We start from the raw sequence: 17,926 nt of genomic DNA, 5'->3' as shown, positions 1-17,926 counted from the left end.
GCCTCGGCACATCAGTTCCGGACAGGAGGAGCGGTTGTGCCGAGGTTTGCGCTGGTCTTGACGCTACTGGTGGCGTTGGGCGCGTGCTCCTCGCCGCCACCCGCGCCCGTCCCGGCGCCTGCGTCCGGCAGCGAGCAGCCGCCGGACGAGCAGCAGGTCCACGTGTCGATCGGCGACTCCTACGCGACGGGCTTCGGGCCGGGCGGCACCGCTGAGAGCTTCGCGCAGATCGTCGCGAGGGAGTCGGGCCTCGAGCTGATCAACCTGGCCTGCAACGGCGCCACGTCCGCCGACCTCGCCTCCAAACCGGCCTGCGGGCCCGACGCCGGCGGCAAGACCCAGCTCGACGCCGCGGTCGACGCGCTGCGCGGCCGCAAGACCGGCCTGGTCACGGTGGTGATCGGCGGCAACGACCTGGCGCCGTGCGCGCTGTCGCAGGAACCGCTGGAGTGCGCGACCAGGACCGTCGCCGACATCCAGACCAACGTCGCCGGCGCGCTCACCGAACTGAGGGAGGCCGCGCCGGACGTGAAGATCGTCGGGCTGACCTACCCGGACGTCTTCCTCGGCGCCTGGGTGAACCCGTCGTTCCCGAACGGCAAGAACCTCGCCCGGCTGTCGGTCACGATGTTCCAGGACTTCAACACGAAGATCGCGGCCCAGTACGGCAGGTTCGGCGCGAAGTTCGCCGACGTCACGAGCTCGACCGGCGGCTACGGCGCGCTGACCGAGCTGACGCAGGACCCGAAGTACGGCCAGATCCCGGCCTCGGTCGCCAAGGTGTGCACGCTCACCTACTTCTGCGACCGCACCGACGTTCATCCGACGCCCGCCGGTCACCAGGCGATCGCGGAGGCCGTCACCGCGGCGAGTCGCTGACGTCACGCGACTGGGCGATCTCCGGCGAACCGGGTCGGGGTTTTCCCCGTATTACCCGAAAGACCCTGTTGATCAGCCGCTCGGCCTGACAGTCTCTGGAACCCGTTGCCGCACCGAGGAAGTGGTTGATGACCGTGCTCCCGCACAGCACCGACGTCCTGCACCGGCTGAACGACGCCGTCGACGGCTTCCTGCGCAGTGAGAGGGAGTTCGACCTCGCGGACCCGTCGGCGCACATGCTGGTCGGTGGCCGTTTGCGCACGCTCAGCACGCAGATCGGCGCGGCCGTGCTCGCGGGCGTGCCGGACGAGGACATCGCCGCGATCGTCCAGCCCGCGCGCTCGAAGTGTTCACGCTCCCCCTTCACGCGTGACGAGAACGAGTGGGCGCGCGGCTATCCGAGTGACTTCCAGCTGGTCGAACACGTGATGGCGCAGGCGAACAACTCCCAGGCCGGCACGCTCGGCTGGCACGTCGAGGCGCACCTGCAGGGCTCCGCGATCACCCAGCAGCAGCGCAACCGGGTGATGCACCAGGCCCGGCTGATCAGCGACTGCCTGACCGCGCCGCGGGGCGGCCCGCGTTCGGTGCTGCTGATCGCGTCCGGCGCCGCCCCCGACCTGCGGCTCATCCCGCCGGGCATCCTGCGGCCCGGCGACCGGTTCGTGCTCACCGACGTCGACCCGGACGCGCTGGAACTGGCGCAGAAGCGGCTCGGGCTGCTGGGCGAGGTCACGACCGCGGTTCCCGGCAACGTGTTCCGCGCGCTGCCGAAGCTCGCCGAGCTCGGGCCGTTCGACCTGGTGCTGGTCAACGGCCTGTACGACTACCTCAACGACAAGGCGGCCGTGCGGCTGACCGAGGCCGTGCTGACCAGGCTCTGCCGTCCCGGCGGCACGTTCTACTTCTCCAGCAGCACGACCGGCAACCCGTTCCGGTGGTCGCTCGAGTACCTGATGGACTGGTCGGTGGTCGAACGCGACGAGCGCGCCGTCCGGGCGTTGCTGCCGGGCTGCGACGTGTCCGCGGGCCCCGACCCGACCGGGCTGGCGCTGCTCACGCACGTGCGCACCAGGCGGTGACGACGTCCCGGACGCTCAGCGCAGGCCGTGGGCGATCCGGGTCACGAAGGCCGCCAGCCGGTCCGGCGTGAACTTCTCCGGGTCGGTGAGCACGAGGCGGCCGGACATCTCGGCGAGGGCGAGCATCGCGTGGCCCAGCAGGGCCGAGTCGAGGTCGTCGAGGCGGCCGAGCTCCTTCAGGCCCAGGGCGGCGAGGTCCTCGATCTGGGCCAGCACGCCGGCGCGGACCAGCTCGACCTGGTCGCGGAACTCGGGCGGGGTGCCCTCCGGCGGGAGCAGCACGAGGCGCCAGCGGTCAGGGGCCTCGACCACGGCGTTCACGAAGACCCGGACGGCGTCGGCGAAGGCGTCGTCCGGGGTCCGGGTGGCGAAGTCCGTGGGCAGGGCGGCCAGGACCTGTTCGGTGGCGCGGCCGGCCTCGCGTTCGAGCAGGGCGCTGATGAGCTCGCCCCGGTTGGCGAACAGGTCGTAGAGCACGGGCTTGGTGACTTCGGCGTGTTTCGCGACCGACTCCATGGTCACGGTGTCGAACCCGGCCGGGATGAGGCTCAGCGCGGCGTCCAGCAGCTGCTCGCGGCGCTGCTCCGGCGGCAGGCGGCGGGCGTACTTGCGACGCGTTGTGTTCACCCCGCCATATTGCTACGGTGGCGTAGCTTTCACAAAGCTACGCAGGCGTAGTAATTGGCGGAGGTACTGCGATGGAGCCGGACAACCTCGTTCTGCAGCCGCGTGACGTGCAGTTCGACTGGTCGACCCTGCCGATGCACTGGGTGCCGGACGAGCCGGTGACCACGCACGTCATGAACGTCCTGCACCTGCTGCTGCCCGAGGGCGAGCGGTGGTTCGTGCGGACGTTCCAGCAGGCCGTGCCGCTGATCTCCGACGACACGCTGCGCGAGGACGTGCTCGGGTTCATCGGGCAGGAGGCCATGCACGCCGAGGCGCACAGCGAGGTCCTGGACCACCTGCTCGCCAACGGACTGGACCCGCGGCCGTTCACCCGGCAGATGGAGCACGTCTTCCAGCGGATCCTCGGCCCCCAGGCCGGGCTGACCGGGGAACAGGCGCGCGAACAACTGATCGAACGGGTCGCGATCGTCGCCGCCGTCGAGCACTTCACGGCCTACCTGGGCGACTGGATGCTGAACGCCGGCGCGCTCGACCGGGCGGGCATCCACCCGGTGATGCTGGACCTGCTGCGCTGGCACGCCGCCGAGGAGGTCGAGCACCGCAGCGTCGCGTACGACCTGATGTGCCACCTCGACCGCCGGTACGTGCGGCGGGCGCGGGCGATGCTGCTGGTCGCGCCGGTGCTGTTCTGGCTGTGGGTGCGCGGGGCGCGGTTCATGGTGCGCGCGGACCGGACCACGACGGTGCGGCTCACCTGGCGGGAGTTCGCGCGGGCTGCCAGGCGCGGCTTGCTGCCGAAGCTGCCGGAGGTCTTCCGGGCGTTCCTGCGGTACTTCCACCCGGCTTACCACCCGAAGCAGGAAGGGTCGACGGCGCAGGCGATCGCGTACCTCGCCTCCTCCCCCGCCGCCCGCGAGGCGCACTGATGCTCACCGGCCTGACCCGGTTCGGGAACCTCTACGACGCCGCGGTCACGCGGTTCGGCGGCCGGGCGCGACCCGGTGCCGCGCGCGATGCGTTGTGGCTCGACGTCGTCGAACGCTCACAGGTCGCGGAGGGCGTGGTCTCCCTCCGCTTCGGCGGGCCGGCACTGCCCGCCTGGCAACCCGGCTGCCACCTCGACCTGCACCTGCCGTCCGGGCTGCGCCGCCAGTACTCGTTGTGCGGTGATCCGGGCGAGGACACCTACCGGATCGCGGTCCGCGAGGTCGGCGCCGGTTCGCGCGAGGTGCAGGCCCTGCGGGTCGGCGACCGGATCCAGGTGCGGGGACCGCGCAACGCCTTCCCGTTCGCCGGGATCGGGCCCGTCGTGTTCGTGGCGGGCGGCATCGGGATCACCGCGATCCTGCCGATGGTGCACGCGGCCGCGCGGGCGGGCCTCGACTGGCGGCTCGTGTACTGCGGGCGGTCGACGGCGGCGATGCCGTTCCTGGACGAGCTCCCAGCCGGCCGCGTCGACGTGCGGATCGGACGCGGCCCGGCGCTGCTCGGGGACGCATCGCCGCGAGGCGCCGTGTACTGCTGTGGACCGGCGTCGATGCTCGACCAGGTGCGAGCCGAGTTCTCGTCGCGCTGGCTGCACTTCGAACGCTTCAGCCCTCCGCCGATCGTCGACGGGCGGCCGTTCGCGGTCGAGCTGCGGCGCAGCGGGGTATCCCTCGACGTGCCGGCCGACCGGTCGGCGCTCGACGTGATCAGGGACTTCCGGCCGTCGGTCGCCTACTCCTGCCGGCAGGGGTTCTGCGGCACGTGCGACGTCGGCGGCGTGCGGATCTGCGTGGACCGGCCCACCGGTGACCGACTCGTCTTGGAGGACATGTGAAGGTGCGTTCCGGGGAAGTCGAACTCGCCGTGCAGGTGCGCGGCACGTCCGGCCCGACGGTGGTCCTGGTGCACGGGTATCCGGACACGCATGAGGTCTGGGACCGCGTGGCCGCCTTCCTGGAGAAGGACTTCCGCGTCGTCACGTACGACGTGCGCGGCGCCGGTGAGTCGACGCCGCCGTCCACTGAGGACGGTTACCGGCTCGAACGGCTGGCGGCGGACCTGTTCGCGGTGATCGACGCGGTCAGCCCGGACGAGCCGGTGCACCTGGTCGGCCACGACTGGGGGTCGATCCAGTCCTGGGAGGCGGTGACCACGCCCGGCGCGCGGATCGCCACGTTCACCTCCATCTCCGGACCGTGCCTCGACCACATGGCGCACTGGTCGCGGAAGGGGTTGTCGATCGCCCGCCTCCGGCAGTTGCTGCGATCCTGGTACATCGGCGCGTTCCAGCTGCCGGTGGTCGCGCCCCTGTTCTGGCGGCTCTACCTCGGCCCGCGCTGGGGAGGCGTGCTGCGGCGGCTGGAGGGCGTCGAGGTCAAGCCCGCGCGCACGATCACCTCCGACGCGGTGCGCGGGATCTCGTTGTACCGAGCCAACATCCGGCAGGTCATGCGGTCGCCGCGGCAGCGTTTCGCACCCATGCCGGTGCAGGTCGTCCAGCCGGTCCACGACCGCTACATCCGCACCGAACCGCTGGACCTCGAAAGCTGGGTGCCGTCGCTCACGCGCAGGAAGATCGCGGCCGGGCACTGGGCGCCGCTGAGCCACCCGGAGCCGCTCGCCCGGATGATCAGCGAGTTCGTCTCGGACTCCACGCCGAAGCGCGAACTCGTCGTGATCACGGGTGGTGGCAGCGGCATCGGGCGGGCGACCGCGGTGGCGTTCGCCAAGGCGGGTGCTCGGGTCGTGGTGTCCGATGTGGACTTCGCCGCGGCAAAGGAGACGGCGGGCATGGTGGACGGCCACGCCTACGAGGTCGACGTGCGCTCAGAGGAGGCGGTACGGGCCTGGGCGCGGCAGGTCGCGGACGAGCACGGAGTGCCCGACGTGGTCGTGAACAACGCCGGCATCGGCCACTCCGGGTCGTTCCTGTCGACCTCGACCGAGCAGTGGCAACGGGTGCTGGACGTCAACCTGTGGGGTGTCGTGCACGGCTGCCGGGCGTTCGGCGAGCTGATGGTCGAACGCGGCGAGGGCGGCCACATCGTGAACCTGTCCTCGGCGGCGGCCTACCTGCCGTCGAAGATCCTCTCCGCGTACGCCACCAGCAAGGCGGCGGTGTTCATGCTGTCGGACTGCCTGCGAGCCGAGCTGGCGCCGCACGCCATCGGCGTCAGCGCGATCTGCCCGGGAGTGGTGAACACGAACATCACCGCGACCACGACGTTCTCCGGTGTCAGCTCCGAGGAGGAGCGCCGCAAGCAGGACCGAGCGTCCCGGATCTACGGCCAGCGTGGCTTCGGCCCCGAAGGCGTGGCGCGCGAGATCGTGCGAGCGGTGCGCCGCAACAAGCCCGTCGTGCCGGTGACGGCGGAGGCCAGGGCGGCCCGGCTCGCCAGCCGGGTCGCACCGGGCCTCCTGCGCACGTTCGCCAAGCTAGACCTCGGCTAGTTCCCCACCGAACGCGGCGGCGAGGCGGAGCCAGGGCGCGGCCTCCTCCGGCCGGCCCTGCCGCTCCAGCGTGCGGCCGAGCAGCAGGTGGGCGTAGTGCTCGACGGGGGCGCGGTCCACGATCACGCGGAGTTGCGCCTCGGCCTTGTTCAGCTGCGCCGAGTGGTAGTAGGCGCGGGCGAGCAGCAGGTGGAGGTCCGTCTGGAACGGCACCTCGCCGGCGACAGCAGCCAGCAGTTCCGCGGCCTTCACGTAGTCGCGGGACTCGAACAGCAGCTGCGCGCGCTCCCACCTCTCGGCAGGCGTCTCGACGTGATCGGCGTCGAACAGGCGCATCGCCGTCACCCAGCGATCCGCCGCCGGCTCACCGTTCGGCTGGTAGGCGTTGAACATCGTGCTGTCGTGCACCGAGAGTTCGTTGTTCATCGAACCTCCCTTCCGGCGCGTACAACGCCTCGCAGGGGCAGGTATTCCCACGTGTGGTCCTGCCAGATCAACCGCGAACGTTCTTCCGGGTACGCGGTGACCTCGTCCTGGACGTCGAAGACCCGCGTGGTGCGGTCGGCGGAGTAGGCGAGCCAGCCGGGGTCACCGTTCACGGCGAACCCCGTCCACGCCGCCCGCATCCGGGCCGACACCGCCTCCACCTCCGGCGTGATCTCGCCGAGCACCGCGGCCGCCTGCCCGCGGTCGAGGTTGCCGAACACCAGCGGCACGTCGACCCCGTGGCACGCGCGGAACACCTCGGTCGGCTCGAAGGCCACCACGTAGACGTGCGCGCGGCCGCCCGCCGCCACCTGCGCCTCCGCGAGGTGCAGCGACGGCATCCGGAACAGCCAGTCCGAGCAGACCACCTCGAACAGCTCCTCCGGCTCCACCTCCGGATACGCGAGGCCCGGCGCGAACACCTCCAGCGCCTCCGACGCCTGCTCCGGCGTCACGCTGCCGATCAGACCCTCCAACACGGACAGAAGCCGCTGCTCGTGGCGTGTGTGCCCGGTGATCAGCTCGACATCGCGGCCGGAGCCCGACTTCAGCGCCTCCCACGGCGTCATCGGCAGGACGTCGCCGTCGACCACCGGCGCGAACGGGACCATCTTGTGCGCGGCCTGGCCCCACCGCTCGAACTGCCGCATCTTGGCCATGACCTCGTCGCCCGCGGAGGGCAGCAGTTCCGGTTCCACAGTGGACAAATCGGCGGCGGTGGGGCGCAACCCGAGCTCGGCAGCGCACGCGGCAGCGATGTCCGCGGCCAGTTCCGGCGAGAAGAACGTGCCCGGCACGCTGCTCGCGATCGCGCGGTGGAACAGGCCCGCGGCGCGGGGCATCGCCAGCAACGCCGCCACCGAACCACCGCCCGCCGACTGGCCGAAGACCGTCACGCGGGCCGGATCACCACCGAACGCACGGATGTTGTCGCGCACCCACTCGAGCGCCGCGACCTGGTCCAGCAGGCCGCGGTTCGCGGGGGCGCCCTCGATCAGCGCGAACCCCTCGATGCCGACGCGGTAGTTGAACGTCACCACGACGACACCGCCGGACGCGAGCCGCGCGCCGTCGTACTCGGGCAGGCCGGACATGCCGACCGTGTAGGCGCCGCCCTGGATCCACACCATCACCGGCAGGTCGCCGGCGACGTCGGGCGACCAGACGTTCACCGTCAGCCACTCGTCACCGGCGGCGCCCATGCCGTCCATGCCGAACACCGCGGCCTGCGGTGGCGGCGGCCCGAACGCCAGCACCTCTCGCACGCCGTCCCACGCCAAGACCGGTTGCGGTGCGGCGAAACGGAACTCCCCGACCGGCGGCGCCGCGAACGGGACGCCGCGGAACACCGCCATCCCCTGCTCAGCGGTGCCGCGAACCGTGCCGCCGGTGACTCGAACCTCGACCATGGCCGAATGGTCGGCGCACGGCCCGCGAAAAAGCCAGGGATTTACCGCTGAGCGGTCCGGACAGATGCTCAGGCCGTGACGACGACCTTCGCTCGCGCGTGCTCCGACTCGACGTGCCGGATGGCGTCGGCCACGTCGGTCAGCGGGTAGGTCCGCTCGATCACCGGCACGAGCTGCCCCGACTGCGCGAGCTCCGCCAGCGCGGCCAGGTTGTCCCTGCTGGGCTTGGCCTCCAGCACCACGAGCCGCTGCCGCGAGAACGACGCGAGCAGCTTGCCCTGGATGATCAGCCGGTACGGCCCGAACAGCACTCCCCCGGTGAAGCTGCCGCCGCCGGACAGCACCAGCGTGCCGTCGTCGGCGAGCAGCGCCCGCAACTCGCCCATGGACCTGTTCCCCACCAGGTCGAAGACGAGGTCGTAGCGTTGCCCGGAACGCGTGAAGTCCGTGGTCTCGTAGTCGACGACGTGGTCGGCGCCGACCGAGCGGACCTGCTCGACGTTGCGCGTGCTGCACACCCCGGTCACGACCGCCTTGCGCGCCTTGGCGACCTGCACCGCCAGCAGCCCCACCCCGCCGGACGCGCCGTTGATCAGCACCTTCTGCCCGGCCCGCAGGTCCTTCAGCCCCATCCACGCCGTGTTGCCCGCCAGCGGGAGCGTCGCCGCCTGCTCGAACGTGAGGTTGGACGGCTTGTGCTGGACCAGGTTCGCGGGCACCCGGACGTATTCGGCGAAGGACCCCTCGACCTCGCCGAACACCTCGTCCCCGACCTGCACCATGCCGCCCACACCCGGCCCGGTCTCCTCGACCACGCCCGCGAAGTCCATCCCCCGGATCCGCGTCTTCGGCCCCTTCAAGCCCAGGAACAGCCGCGCGAAGTACGGGTCACCGCGCATGATGTGCCAGTCGGCGGCGTTCACCGACGACGCCCGCACCCGCACCAGCACCTCGCCGGCGGCGGGCACGGGGCGTTCGACCTCCTGCAGTTCCAACACGTCCGCAGAGCCATACCTGTCCTGGACGATCGCCTTCATCGCGGCCTCCCTCGCTTGTGCAGGAAGGTAAGCGGCGGCGACACCTTGGCACATCAGGGACGACCCCTAGGGTCACCCGGCATCACCTCGCGGGCGAACTGCTCGGCGGCGGCGAACGCCTCGGCGTACCGGGCCAGGCGTTCGGAGCGGTAGTCCTCCGTTCTCGGGTCCCAGTCCTCGTTCTCGCCGGGGAGGTACGCGATGAGGTCGACGTGCGAGAGGAACGCGGCCAGCTCGGGACGTCCGGTCCTGATCAGTTCTTCGAGCCGGTCACGGGGAAAGCCGCACGAGCTGCGATGGCCGTGGTAGTCGTCGATCACGCCCAGGTACAGCGCGTCCAGGTTCGGGAACGACTCCGGCGCCACGACCTCGGCGGGAAGCGGCGCGCTGTGGCGGCGGCGGTGCGCGGTCCAGACGTCCTGTTCCAGGTCCAGTTCGAGAAGTCGTTGTGCCGCGCGGGATCTGGCCAGATCCACCAGGCCGTCGTCACCGATGACGTTCTCGTGCAGGTTCAGTTCCCACAGCTGCGGCAGCACCGGCCAGGCGGCGAGTGCACGCGCGCTATCGGAGCCGATGTTGTTGTGCGCCAGGGAGAGGCTTTCCAGCAGCGGAGCGTTCGGCGGCAGCAACGCCGGGTCACCGAACGCGCAGTCGTCCAGCACCAGCGTCCGGAGGGTGCGCTAGGCGGGCGCTGCCGGCAACGACGGCAGGTCGCCCAGCGGGTTGCTCGACACGTCCAGGAACTCGAGCGGCAGCTCCAGCACCGAACGGAGGCCCGCTGGTGTGAGACCCGTGGCCGCGAGGTTCAGCCGCTTCAAGCCCTTGTGCCGTGCCACGGCCTGAGCGCCCGCGTCGCCGATCGGCTGTGGCCGCGCACGGCTGTAGTGCGGCGTCCCGCTCACGCAACCGAGGTCGAGGTGTTCGAGCACGGGCAAGCGGGCGGCGAGCAGCTTTCGCACACCTGCGGGACCGAGGTAGTTCCCGTTCAGGTCCAGGTGCCGCAGCCTCGGGTACTCGGCGGCGAACGCGTCGGCGCTGCGGTCGGTGGCAACGAGGCCGGTCAGGGCGAGCTTCTCGATGATCGCGGCGTCGGTGGCGCCCAGGACAAGAGCGATCACGTCGTCGCCGCCCGGCAGGTCCGCAAGGGTCAGTTCGGTGAGCTGCCGCAGCACGGCTTCGGCCGCGATCAGGCCGCGCGCACCACCCCTGTTCAGGTGCGACCCGTGCACGGTGAGGCTGCGGAGGTTCGTCAGTCGCGCGCGGGAGAAGAACTCCTCGGACGCGATCTCGTCCTGCTCGACCGCGTCCTTGCCGCAGCGGAACCCGATCTCGAGCCGCTCCAGTGCGGCGAGTCCTTCGAACCCGGCCAGCTCGCTTGCCTCGCCGACGCTCCGCACGAGCACGGTGACGGAGGTCAGGTCCGGTGCGAAACCGTTGCGCAGCAGGTGGAGCAGGTCATCCGCGAGCAGACCCGCGTGTTTCAGCCCGGTCGGCCGCTCGATGCGCAGTGGTGGGTTGTCGAGGCCCCACAGGCTCTCCCGCACCCGCACGACCGTCAGCGACTCCAGCCGGGCCACCGCGTCGCTCGCCGCGAACCGCGCCATCGGTTCCGCGTCGAACTCCCACAGTCCCGCGACCTCCACCGAACGCAGGTTCCGCCAGTGGTCCGCTGTCTCGGCGAACGCCGCCACCTGGCGGTGGCCGAACGGGGCGAGCTTCAGGTCGGTGACCGCACGCACCTCGGCACAGGTCCGCGGATCGGGAAGCGCCAGTGCGCGCATCCCCTGACGGACACCGCTGCCGAGGTCGAGCGAGCGGACCAGCGGCCACACCGGTCTGATGAAACCGGCTTCCAGTGCGGCGATCCACGGGTACGGAGCCTGGCGGGTCTCGTCCGGCCAGGAGGCCAGCTGTTCTTCGCACCACGCAAGAAGATCCTCGCCGGACCTCGTCACGGCAGCACAAAGCGCGCGGAACGCCAAGGTGCTCGGCGTTCCGCGCAGCGCTCTCGCGATTTCCTCGTCCACCCGCCCGAACCTACTGCGGGAGCTGTTCGCCCGTCTGCTCTTTGACCATGTGCTCGGCGTACCAGTCGGGCCAGTTCTCGTCGTACTCGCCGCCGTTGCGCGTCTCGTGCTCGCCGTGGGCCACCGCGGCCCTGCGCAACGCCGCAGCCAGGTCGGTGATCGAGCCGTAGGACGTGTCGTCGGAGTCGACGCGGCCGGGCAGGCGGGTCGTGACCTCCTGCAGGATCCACGTGTTGCCGTCCGGGTCGGCGAACTCGGCGCGGGTGAAGTAGCTGCGGCGCTCGGGGTCCGCGCCTTCGACGGGGCCGTCCGGGCCGCCGTGGAACAGCGGGCCGACCTTGATCCCCGCCGCCAGCAGGGCCTCGTGCGTCTCGACGACGTCCGCGACGACCAGGAAGTGTCTGCCGGAGCCGGGTTCCGCGGTCGTGACGCCCTCGCCGAAGTGGATGGACGCGCCGGATCCGTAAGGGGTGAACTGCACGACCCACGGCGGGGTGACGTCCTGGCGCCAGCCGAGGCCGCGGTAGAACTCCTTGGCGCGCTCCACGTCCGTGACGGGGATGACGGTGACTTCGAGCTTCATGTCGATCTGTTCGAGCTTCTTCACTTCGCTGCTTCCTTCGCGAGGTCGCGGAGTGCGTTGAGGAACGCCTCCGAAAAGGTGGGGAACGGCTGGATGACGTCGAGCAGCACGGACAGCGGGACCTTCGCGCGGATCGCGACGGTGGCCTGCTGCAACCACTCGCCCGCCTCCGGGCCGACGGCGTAGGCGCCGGTGAGGACTTCGCCGTCGGACACGAGAGTCAGGAATCCGGGCTTCGTGGCGTACTCACGGGTGTAGGTGGCTGTGCGCGCGACACCGGACAAGTGGGCGGTCGCGGTGTACTTCCCTTCTGCCGCACCGACCGCAGCGACCTCCGGAGAGGTGAACACGACGCGAGGAACGGCGCTGTAGTCGACCTCGGCCGGCGTGCCGAGGATGTTCGCGGCGGCGACGCGGCCCTGGTACTTGCCGACGTGGGTCAGGTTCCACTGGCCCGTGACGTCGCCGACCGCCCAGATGCCGTCCGCCACGTTCATCCGCCCGTCGGTGGCGATGCCGCGTGGATTCGCCTCGACACCAACGGTTTCAAGTCCGATGCCGTCGACCCGCGGGCGGCGGCCGGTAGCGACGAGGAGCTTGTCGCCGCGCAGCCGGGTGCCGTCCGGGAGGTCGAGCACGTACTCGTCGTCCTCGAACCGGGCCGCGGTGGCGCGCACGCCGAGGTGCAGTTCGACGCCGTCCGCGGCCAGTGCCTCGGTGAGCGCCCGGCCGGCTGCCTCCGGTTCGCGGGGCAGCAGCCGGTCGTCGCCCTCGACCAGGGCGACCTCGGAGCCGAGGCTCAGGAACGCCTGCGCCATCTCGACTCCCACAGGTCCGCCGCCCAGGACCAGCAGCCGGCGCGGGATCTCACGAACGCCGGTGGCCTCGCGGTTCGTCCACACCTCCAGGTCGCTCAGGCCCGGGATCGGCGGGAGGAAGGCCGACGAGCCGGTGGCGATCACGATGTGGTCGGCGGTGTAGGTCTGGTCGCCGACCGCGACGGTCCCCGGTCCGGCGATCTCGCCGTGGCCGCGCAGCACGTCGATTCCGGCGCTCTCGGCCCATTTCTCGCCGCCCGTGTCGTCGTAGGACGACACCATGAAGTCGCGCCAGTCGAGCACGGCCTTCACGTCGATGCCGCCGGTGACCGCCTCACTGGCGCCGGGGACCTCCTTCGCGGCCGCCACGGCCTCACCGGCACGCAGCAGGGTCTTGGACGGGATGCACGCCCAGAAGGAGCACTCGCCGCCGAGCAACTCGCGTTCGACCACCGCCACCCGCAGCCCGCCCTCGGCGACGGCGGCGGCGAAGTGCTCGCCGGGTGAGCCGCCGCCGATGACGATCACGTCGTAGTGCGAGGTCATCACACACGTCCCGGGAGGCGCGTCGTGACCTCCTGGAGCACCCAGCCGTTGCCGTCCGGGTCGCTGAACGAGGCGAACGAGCCGTAGCTGGTGCGGGCGGGGTCCGGGCCGGCGACCCGGCCGGTGGTGCCGGCGTGGTGGAAGACGCCGGTCTTGTCGTGGAAGACCTCGCTGACCTGCACGCCGCGGCCGATCAGGTCCTCGCGGGCGGCCTCGACGTCCTCGACGATCAGGTGCAGGCCCTCGACGCTGCCGGGTGCGGCGTTCGAGACGCCGGTGCCGAAGATGATCGACGCGGGTGAGCCGGTCGGCGTGAACTGGACCAGGCGGTAGCCCTCGTCGTCGGCGAACTCGGCGTCGAAGCGCCAGCCCAGCGCCTTGTAGAAGTGAACGGCCCGGTCGATGTCGCTGACCGGGATGACGGTCACCTCGAGCTTGTAGTCCATCGGGGTTCATCTCCTTCGTTCTGTCGATGACATGAGACTGCTCCCGCAAGGGGGTCGCTCGAACCCGTGGAACACCCTGGTCACCCCCTGGCCCGTAGGCTCGGACCCGTGTCGGACGAAGGTCTGCTCGGCAGACGTGCTGAGGGCGAGACGCTGGACCGGTTGCTCACGCGGGCGCGGTCCGGTGCCGGTCAGGTGCTGGTCCTGCGGGGTGAGGCCGGCATCGGCAAGACCGCGCTGCTCGACCGGGTGTCGGCGCGGGCCTCGGGTTTCCGCGTGACGCGGGCCGCCGGGGTCGAGTCCGAGAGCGCGTTCCCGTACGCGGGGCTGCACCAGCTGTGCGTGCCGTTCCTCGACCGGCTGGACCGGCTCCCGGCACCGCAGCGCGAGGCACTCGGCACGGCGTTCGGGATGGCCTCCGGGCCGCGGCCGACGCGGTTCATGGTGGGTCTGGCGGTGCTGACGCTGCTCGCCGAGGTCGCCGACGAGCAGCCGCTGGTGTGCCTGGTGGACGACGCGCAGTGGCTCGACCCGATGTCGTCGGCGGTGCTCGGGTTCGTCGCCCGCAGGCTGCTCGCCGAACGGATCGCGCTGGTCTTCGTGCTGCGCGAGGGCAACGACTACCTCGACGGGCTGCCCGAGCTGTTCGTGCGCGGCCTGGACGACGCCGACGCCCGCGCGTTGCTGGAGTCGGTGATCAAGGGACCGGTGGACGGCCGGGTGCGCGACCGGATCGTCGCCGAGGCCCGCGGCAACCCGCTGGCGTTGCTGGAACTGCCGCGCGAGGCGGCGGACGGGCTGGACCCGGGGCCGCTGACCAGCCGCATCGAGCAGAGCTTCGTCCGCCAGATCGCGCCGCTGCCCGCCGACACCCGGCTGCTGATGCTGACCGCCGCGGCCGAGCCGCTCGGCGACGCGACCCTGCTGTGGCAGGCGGCGGGCCTGCTCGGGCTGGGTGCGGACCCGGCGGCCGCCGCACTGGGCACCGGGTTGATCGAGTTCGGTGCCCGCGTCCAGTTCCGGCACCCGCTGGTGCGCTCCGCCGTCTACCGCTCGGCGTCCGCGGTGGACCGGCTGCGCGTGCACCGGGCGCTCGCCGACGTGACGGATCCGGCCATCGACCCGGACCGGCGTGCGTGGCACCGGGCGCAGGGCACCGCCGCACCGGACGAAGAAGTCGCCGCCGATCTGGAGAACTCGGCCGGTCGTGCCCAGGCCCGTGGCGGGCTGCTGGCCGCCGCCGCGTTCCTCGAACAGGCCGCCGTGCTGACGCCGGAACCCGGCCGCCGGGCTTCCCGCGAGCTCGCCGCCGCGCGGGCCAAGCGTGACGCGGGCGCGCTGGACGCCTCGTTGCGACTGCTGTCCGCCGTCGACGCGGGACCACCGGACGAGCACCGCAGCGCCCAGGTCGAGCACCTGCGCGGGCACATCGCGTTCGACCAGCGCCGGGTCGCCGACGCCGCGCCGCTGCTGTTCAGCGCGGCCCGCAGGCTCGCGCCGTTCGACGCCGACCTGGCCCGCGAGACGCACCTGGAGGCCCTCTCGGCCGCGATCTGGGCCGGCGCGCCGCTGGCCGACGCCGCCCGCACCGCTCCCCCGGCCCGCACCCCGCCCTGCGCCATGGACCTGGTGCTCGACGCGCTGACGACCCGCATCACCTCCGGCTACGCGGCGGCCGTCGCGCCCATGACCCGTGCGCTGGACGACCTGCGCGCGTTGAAGGTCGGCGCCGACGACATCAGCCGCGTGCCCTGGCTGTTCGGCAACCGCGCGGGCGGGATCGTCGCGACCGAGCTGTGGGACTTCGACACGCGCCGGGCGTTCGCCCAGCAGCAGGTCCGGCTGTCCCGCGACGCCGGCGCGCTCGTGCAGTTGCAGTTCGCACTGAACTTCCTGGCGGACAACGAACTCCTCGCCGGCGAACCCGCCGCCGCGCAGGCGTTGATCGAGGAGGACCAGCGCATCTCGGAGGTCACCGGCACCCCGCCGGTCGGCTACGCGGTGCTGCTGCAAGCCGCCTACCGCGGTGAGGACATGGCAACCGCGCGGGCGGAAGCGCTGGCGGCGGGCCAGGGACGGCTGGCCGTGATCGCCGACTGGACCGCCGCGATCCTCCACAACGGACTGGGCCGCCACGACCTCGCCCGCGCCGCCGCGCTGCGCGTGTGGGCGTCCGACACCCTGGTCTACAGCTGCCTGGTCGCGTCCGAACTGGCCGAGGCCGCCTCCCGCACCGGCGACACGGCCCTGGTCGCCGAGGCTCTGGAGCGTTCGGCGCCGTGGGTCGACACGCAGTGGTCGTTGGGCGTCAAGGCCCGTCTACGGGCGCTGAACGGGGATTCCTCGGCGTTCGCCGAGTCGATCGCCTGCTTCGAGCGGACGGCCCTGCGCGGTGAACTGGGCCGCGCACACCTGCTGTACGGCGAGTGGTTGCGGCGTGAGGGACAACGGGTCGAGGCCCGCGAGCACCTCCGCACCGCGCACGAAACGCTGACGGCGTGCGGGATGCCGACGTTCGCCGACCGCGCGATGCGGGAACTGCAGGCGACCGGCGAGACGGCGCGCAAGCGGACCGCCGACCCCACGGACGAACTGACCGCGCAGGAGTACCAGATCGCGCGGCTGGCTCGGGAGGGCTACTCGAACCCGGAGATCGGCACGCGGTTGTTCATCAGCCCTCGGACCGTGGAATGGCACCTGCGCAAGGTGTTCGGCAAGGTCGGGGTGACTTCGCGCCGCCAGCTGCGCGACGCGAAGTTCTGAGACGCACGGGGCGGGTGGGCCCGATCCCCACCCGCCGCGAACACGCGTCAGTTCCCCGCGGCGAGCCAGTCCCGCAGGCTGGTCGGCTGCAGCTGCGCGCCCGCGTTCGGCACGAGCTGCTTGCCGGTCAGCAACGTGCCGAAGTACTGCGCTTTCGGGTCGCCGATGACCTCGCGCGGGTCCTTGCGCTGCGTCAGCACCGTGCGAACCCAACCGTCCATTGTGAGCTCTTCCGGACCACCGATCTCCAGCACACCGTTGACCGGCTCGGTCGCGGCCGTCCGCGCGACCACCGCGGCGACGTCGGACGCGGCGATCGGCTGGACGCCACCGTGCGGGAGGTGCACGGCGCCGTCCCGCTCGGCGGAGTTCGCGATGGCACCCGCGAACTCGAAGAACTGGGTGGCGCGGATGATCGAGTACGTCAGACCCGACTCCTCGATGAGCTTCTCCTGCGCCACCTTCGCGCGCAGGTAGCCGGACTCGGGCAGCTCGTCCGTGCCGACGATCGACAGCGCGACGTAGTGGCCGACGCCCGCCTCGGCAGCGGCCTTCGTCAGGTTCGTCGTGGCGGTGGTGAAGAAGTTCATGACGTCGTCGTCGGCGAACGACGGCGAGTTCGACACGTCGACCAGCACGTCGGCGCCCTTCAGCACCTCCTCGACGCCCTCTCCGGTCAGCGTGTTCACGCCGCTGTTCGGGGACGCGGGCACGGCGTCGTGGCCGTGCTCACCGAGCCGCTTCACGACCTGGCTGCCGATCAAACCGGTGCCGCCGATGACAACGATCCTCATGGGTTCCATCCCTCTCGTGTTCCCTGTGCGGGTGTTCACGAGCTAAGACAGGACAGGCCCTGAAGTTGTGACAGGCCTACTGGAACGCGGCCAGCTTCTCGGGGTTGACCAGCCACAACACCTGGTCGATGCCTTCCGCGGACGCCGTCACGGTGATCACCGCGTAGGTGCCGTCGTCCTTGCGCAGCCGCACGGCGGTGAGCCCGTTCGCCTCGACGAACGACGCTTCCGCACCGGCCCAGAACGACGGCGCCCAGCCCGAGATGATCTTCGCCAGGGAGGCCGCGCCGAACAGCGGGCGACCGGCCGCGCGGATCGCGCCGTTGCTGTCGGAGTAGCTCACGACGTCCTGCGCGAACAGCTTCTCGAGCGCCGCCAGGTCACCGGCTTGCGCCGCCGCCACGAACGCCTCCAGCAGCTTGCGCTGGTCCGCGCGCCCGACGGGCACCCGGCGTTCGTCCGCGAGGTGCTTGCGCGCCCTGCTGACCAGCTGCCGCGTCGCGACCTCGCTGGTCTGCACGATCTCGGCGATCTCCCGGTAGGGGTAGTCGAACGCCTCGCGCAGCACGTACGCGGCACGTTCGGTCGGGGTCAGCTTCTCCAGCAGCATCAGCACCGCGAGTTCGAGCACCGCGCCCTGCTCCGCCCCGACCTGCGGGTCCGCGGAGGTGTCGACGGGTTCGGGCAGCCACGGCCCGACGTAGGTCTCGCGGCGGGCCCGCGCGGTCTGCGACTCGTTGATCGCGAGCCGGGTGATCGCGGTGGCCAGGTACGCCTCGGGGTTGAGCACGGCGGCGCGGTTCGCGAGCTGCCAGCGCACCCACACCTCCTGCACCAGGTCCTCGGCGTCGGCCACGCTGCCGGTCATGCGGTACGCGATGCCGAACAGCCTCGGGCGGGCCGCCGCGAACACCGACTCGGCCTCGTCGAGCTGCTGCGTCATCAGCCACCCCTCTCCTCACGGCAACGTTAGCGCCGATCGGAGGGG

The 17,926-nt window shown here is 71.4% G+C and carries 17 protein-coding genes; 6 read left to right on the top strand and 11 right to left on the bottom strand.

Going from position 1 to position 17,926, the window contains the following annotated elements; all coding sequences use genetic code 11:
- Nucleotides 1–57 precede the first annotated feature (57 nt).
- Entirely contained in the window at nt 58–879 is an 822-nt protein-coding gene (locus LX88_RS33400; protein ID WP_258951772.1) for an SGNH/GDSL hydrolase family protein, read from the top strand.
- Between the two features lie 128 nt (nt 880–1,007).
- On the top strand, nt 1,008–1,961 hold the full coding sequence (locus LX88_RS33395; protein WP_258951771.1) for a class I SAM-dependent methyltransferase: 954 nt from the start codon (nt 1,008–1,010) through the stop codon (nt 1,959–1,961).
- A 15-nt stretch (nt 1,962–1,976) separates the two neighbouring features.
- On the opposite strand, the gene LX88_RS33390 is transcribed toward LX88_RS33395, so the two are convergent.
- Nucleotides 1,977–2,588: a TetR/AcrR family transcriptional regulator gene (locus LX88_RS33390; RefSeq protein ID WP_258951770.1), complete on the bottom strand. Its 612-nt coding sequence runs from the start codon at nt 2,586–2,588 to the stop codon at nt 1,977–1,979.
- Between the two features lie 71 nt (nt 2,589–2,659).
- Here LX88_RS33390 and LX88_RS33385 point away from each other — a divergent pair, with 71 nt between their 5' ends.
- The 3 genes from LX88_RS33385 to LX88_RS33375 are packed head-to-tail and all read left to right on the top strand — an operon-like array spanning nt 2,660 to nt 6,029.
- Nucleotides 2,660–3,517 carry a metal-dependent hydrolase gene (locus LX88_RS33385; RefSeq protein WP_258951769.1) on the top strand — a complete coding sequence of 286 codons (858 nt, stop codon included), beginning with the start codon at nt 2,660–2,662 and terminating at the stop codon, nt 3,515–3,517.
- Nucleotides 3,517–4,413 (top strand): PDR/VanB family oxidoreductase, encoded by an 897-nt coding sequence (locus LX88_RS33380; protein WP_258951768.1) that lies wholly within the window; start codon nt 3,517–3,519, stop codon nt 4,411–4,413. The genes LX88_RS33385 and LX88_RS33380 overlap by 1 nt, the downstream gene beginning before the upstream one ends.
- Before the next feature lie 2 nt (nt 4,414–4,415).
- Nucleotides 4,416–6,029: an SDR family oxidoreductase gene (locus tag LX88_RS33375; RefSeq protein ID WP_258951767.1), complete on the top strand. Its 1,614-nt coding sequence runs from the start codon at nt 4,416–4,418 to the stop codon at nt 6,027–6,029.
- Here LX88_RS33375 and LX88_RS33370 read toward each other — a convergent pair.
- The 8 genes from LX88_RS33370 to LX88_RS33335 all read right to left on the bottom strand — a co-directional run bounded on the left by LX88_RS33370 (nt 6,015) and on the right by LX88_RS33335 (nt 13,381).
- A complete protein-coding gene (locus LX88_RS33370; RefSeq protein WP_258951766.1) occupies nt 6,015–6,455 on the bottom strand; it encodes a tetratricopeptide repeat protein in 441 nt (146 codons plus the stop codon). The genes LX88_RS33375 and LX88_RS33370 overlap by 15 nt on opposite strands.
- Nucleotides 6,452–7,924, bottom strand: coding sequence for a carboxylesterase/lipase family protein (locus tag LX88_RS33365; protein ID WP_258951765.1), 1,473 nt, complete (start codon nt 7,922–7,924; stop codon nt 6,452–6,454). Before LX88_RS33365 ends, LX88_RS33370 begins: the two co-directional genes overlap by 4 nt.
- A gap of 68 nt (nt 7,925–7,992) precedes the next feature.
- Entirely contained in the window at nt 7,993–8,961 is a 969-nt protein-coding gene (locus tag LX88_RS33360; RefSeq protein ID WP_258951764.1) for an NAD(P)-dependent alcohol dehydrogenase, read from the bottom strand.
- A 53-nt stretch (nt 8,962–9,014) separates the two neighbouring features.
- The gene (locus LX88_RS33355) at nt 9,015–9,623 is read right to left on the bottom strand and encodes a leucine-rich repeat domain-containing protein (RefSeq protein ID WP_258951763.1); all 609 of its coding nucleotides are present in this window, start codon (nt 9,621–9,623) and stop codon (nt 9,015–9,017) included.
- A gap of 18 nt (nt 9,624–9,641) precedes the next feature.
- Nucleotides 9,642–10,988 (bottom strand): leucine-rich repeat domain-containing protein, encoded by a 1,347-nt coding sequence (locus LX88_RS33350; protein WP_258951762.1) that lies wholly within the window; start codon nt 10,986–10,988, stop codon nt 9,642–9,644.
- A gap of 10 nt (nt 10,989–10,998) precedes the next feature.
- Nucleotides 10,999–11,595 (bottom strand): VOC family protein, encoded by a 597-nt coding sequence (locus LX88_RS33345; RefSeq protein ID WP_258951761.1) that lies wholly within the window; start codon nt 11,593–11,595, stop codon nt 10,999–11,001.
- On the bottom strand, nt 11,592–12,935 hold the full coding sequence (locus LX88_RS33340) for a dihydrolipoyl dehydrogenase family protein (protein WP_258951760.1): 1,344 nt from the start codon (nt 12,933–12,935) through the stop codon (nt 11,592–11,594). The genes LX88_RS33345 and LX88_RS33340 overlap by 4 nt, the downstream gene beginning before the upstream one ends.
- Complete coding sequence (locus LX88_RS33335) at nt 12,935–13,381, bottom strand: VOC family protein (protein ID WP_258951759.1); 447 nt, start codon at nt 13,379–13,381, stop codon at nt 12,935–12,937. Before LX88_RS33335 ends, LX88_RS33340 begins: the two co-directional genes overlap by 1 nt.
- 108 nt (nt 13,382–13,489) lie before the next feature.
- Between LX88_RS33335 and LX88_RS33330 the strand changes: the two genes are divergently transcribed.
- Complete coding sequence (locus LX88_RS33330; protein WP_258951758.1) at nt 13,490–16,144, top strand: helix-turn-helix transcriptional regulator; 2,655 nt, start codon at nt 13,490–13,492, stop codon at nt 16,142–16,144.
- A 47-nt stretch (nt 16,145–16,191) separates the two neighbouring features.
- Here the strand turns inward: LX88_RS33330 and LX88_RS33325 are convergent, their stop codons facing one another.
- Together LX88_RS33325 and LX88_RS33320 are read right to left on the bottom strand one after the other, a co-directional pair.
- Nucleotides 16,192–16,938: an SDR family oxidoreductase gene (locus LX88_RS33325; RefSeq protein WP_258951757.1), complete on the bottom strand. Its 747-nt coding sequence runs from the start codon at nt 16,936–16,938 to the stop codon at nt 16,192–16,194.
- Between the two features lie 76 nt (nt 16,939–17,014).
- Nucleotides 17,015–17,881: an RNA polymerase sigma-70 factor gene (locus tag LX88_RS33320; RefSeq protein ID WP_258951756.1), complete on the bottom strand. Its 867-nt coding sequence runs from the start codon at nt 17,879–17,881 to the stop codon at nt 17,015–17,017.
- Between the last annotated feature and the right edge of the window lie 45 nt (nt 17,882–17,926).

This window comes from Lentzea californiensis (assembly GCF_024648825.1).
In the GTDB taxonomy this organism is placed as follows: Bacteria; Actinomycetota; Actinomycetes; order Mycobacteriales; family Pseudonocardiaceae; genus Lentzea; species Lentzea californiensis.
Note: the sequence above shows the minus strand (reverse complement) of the source record. Positions and strands in the feature narration are given on the sequence as shown.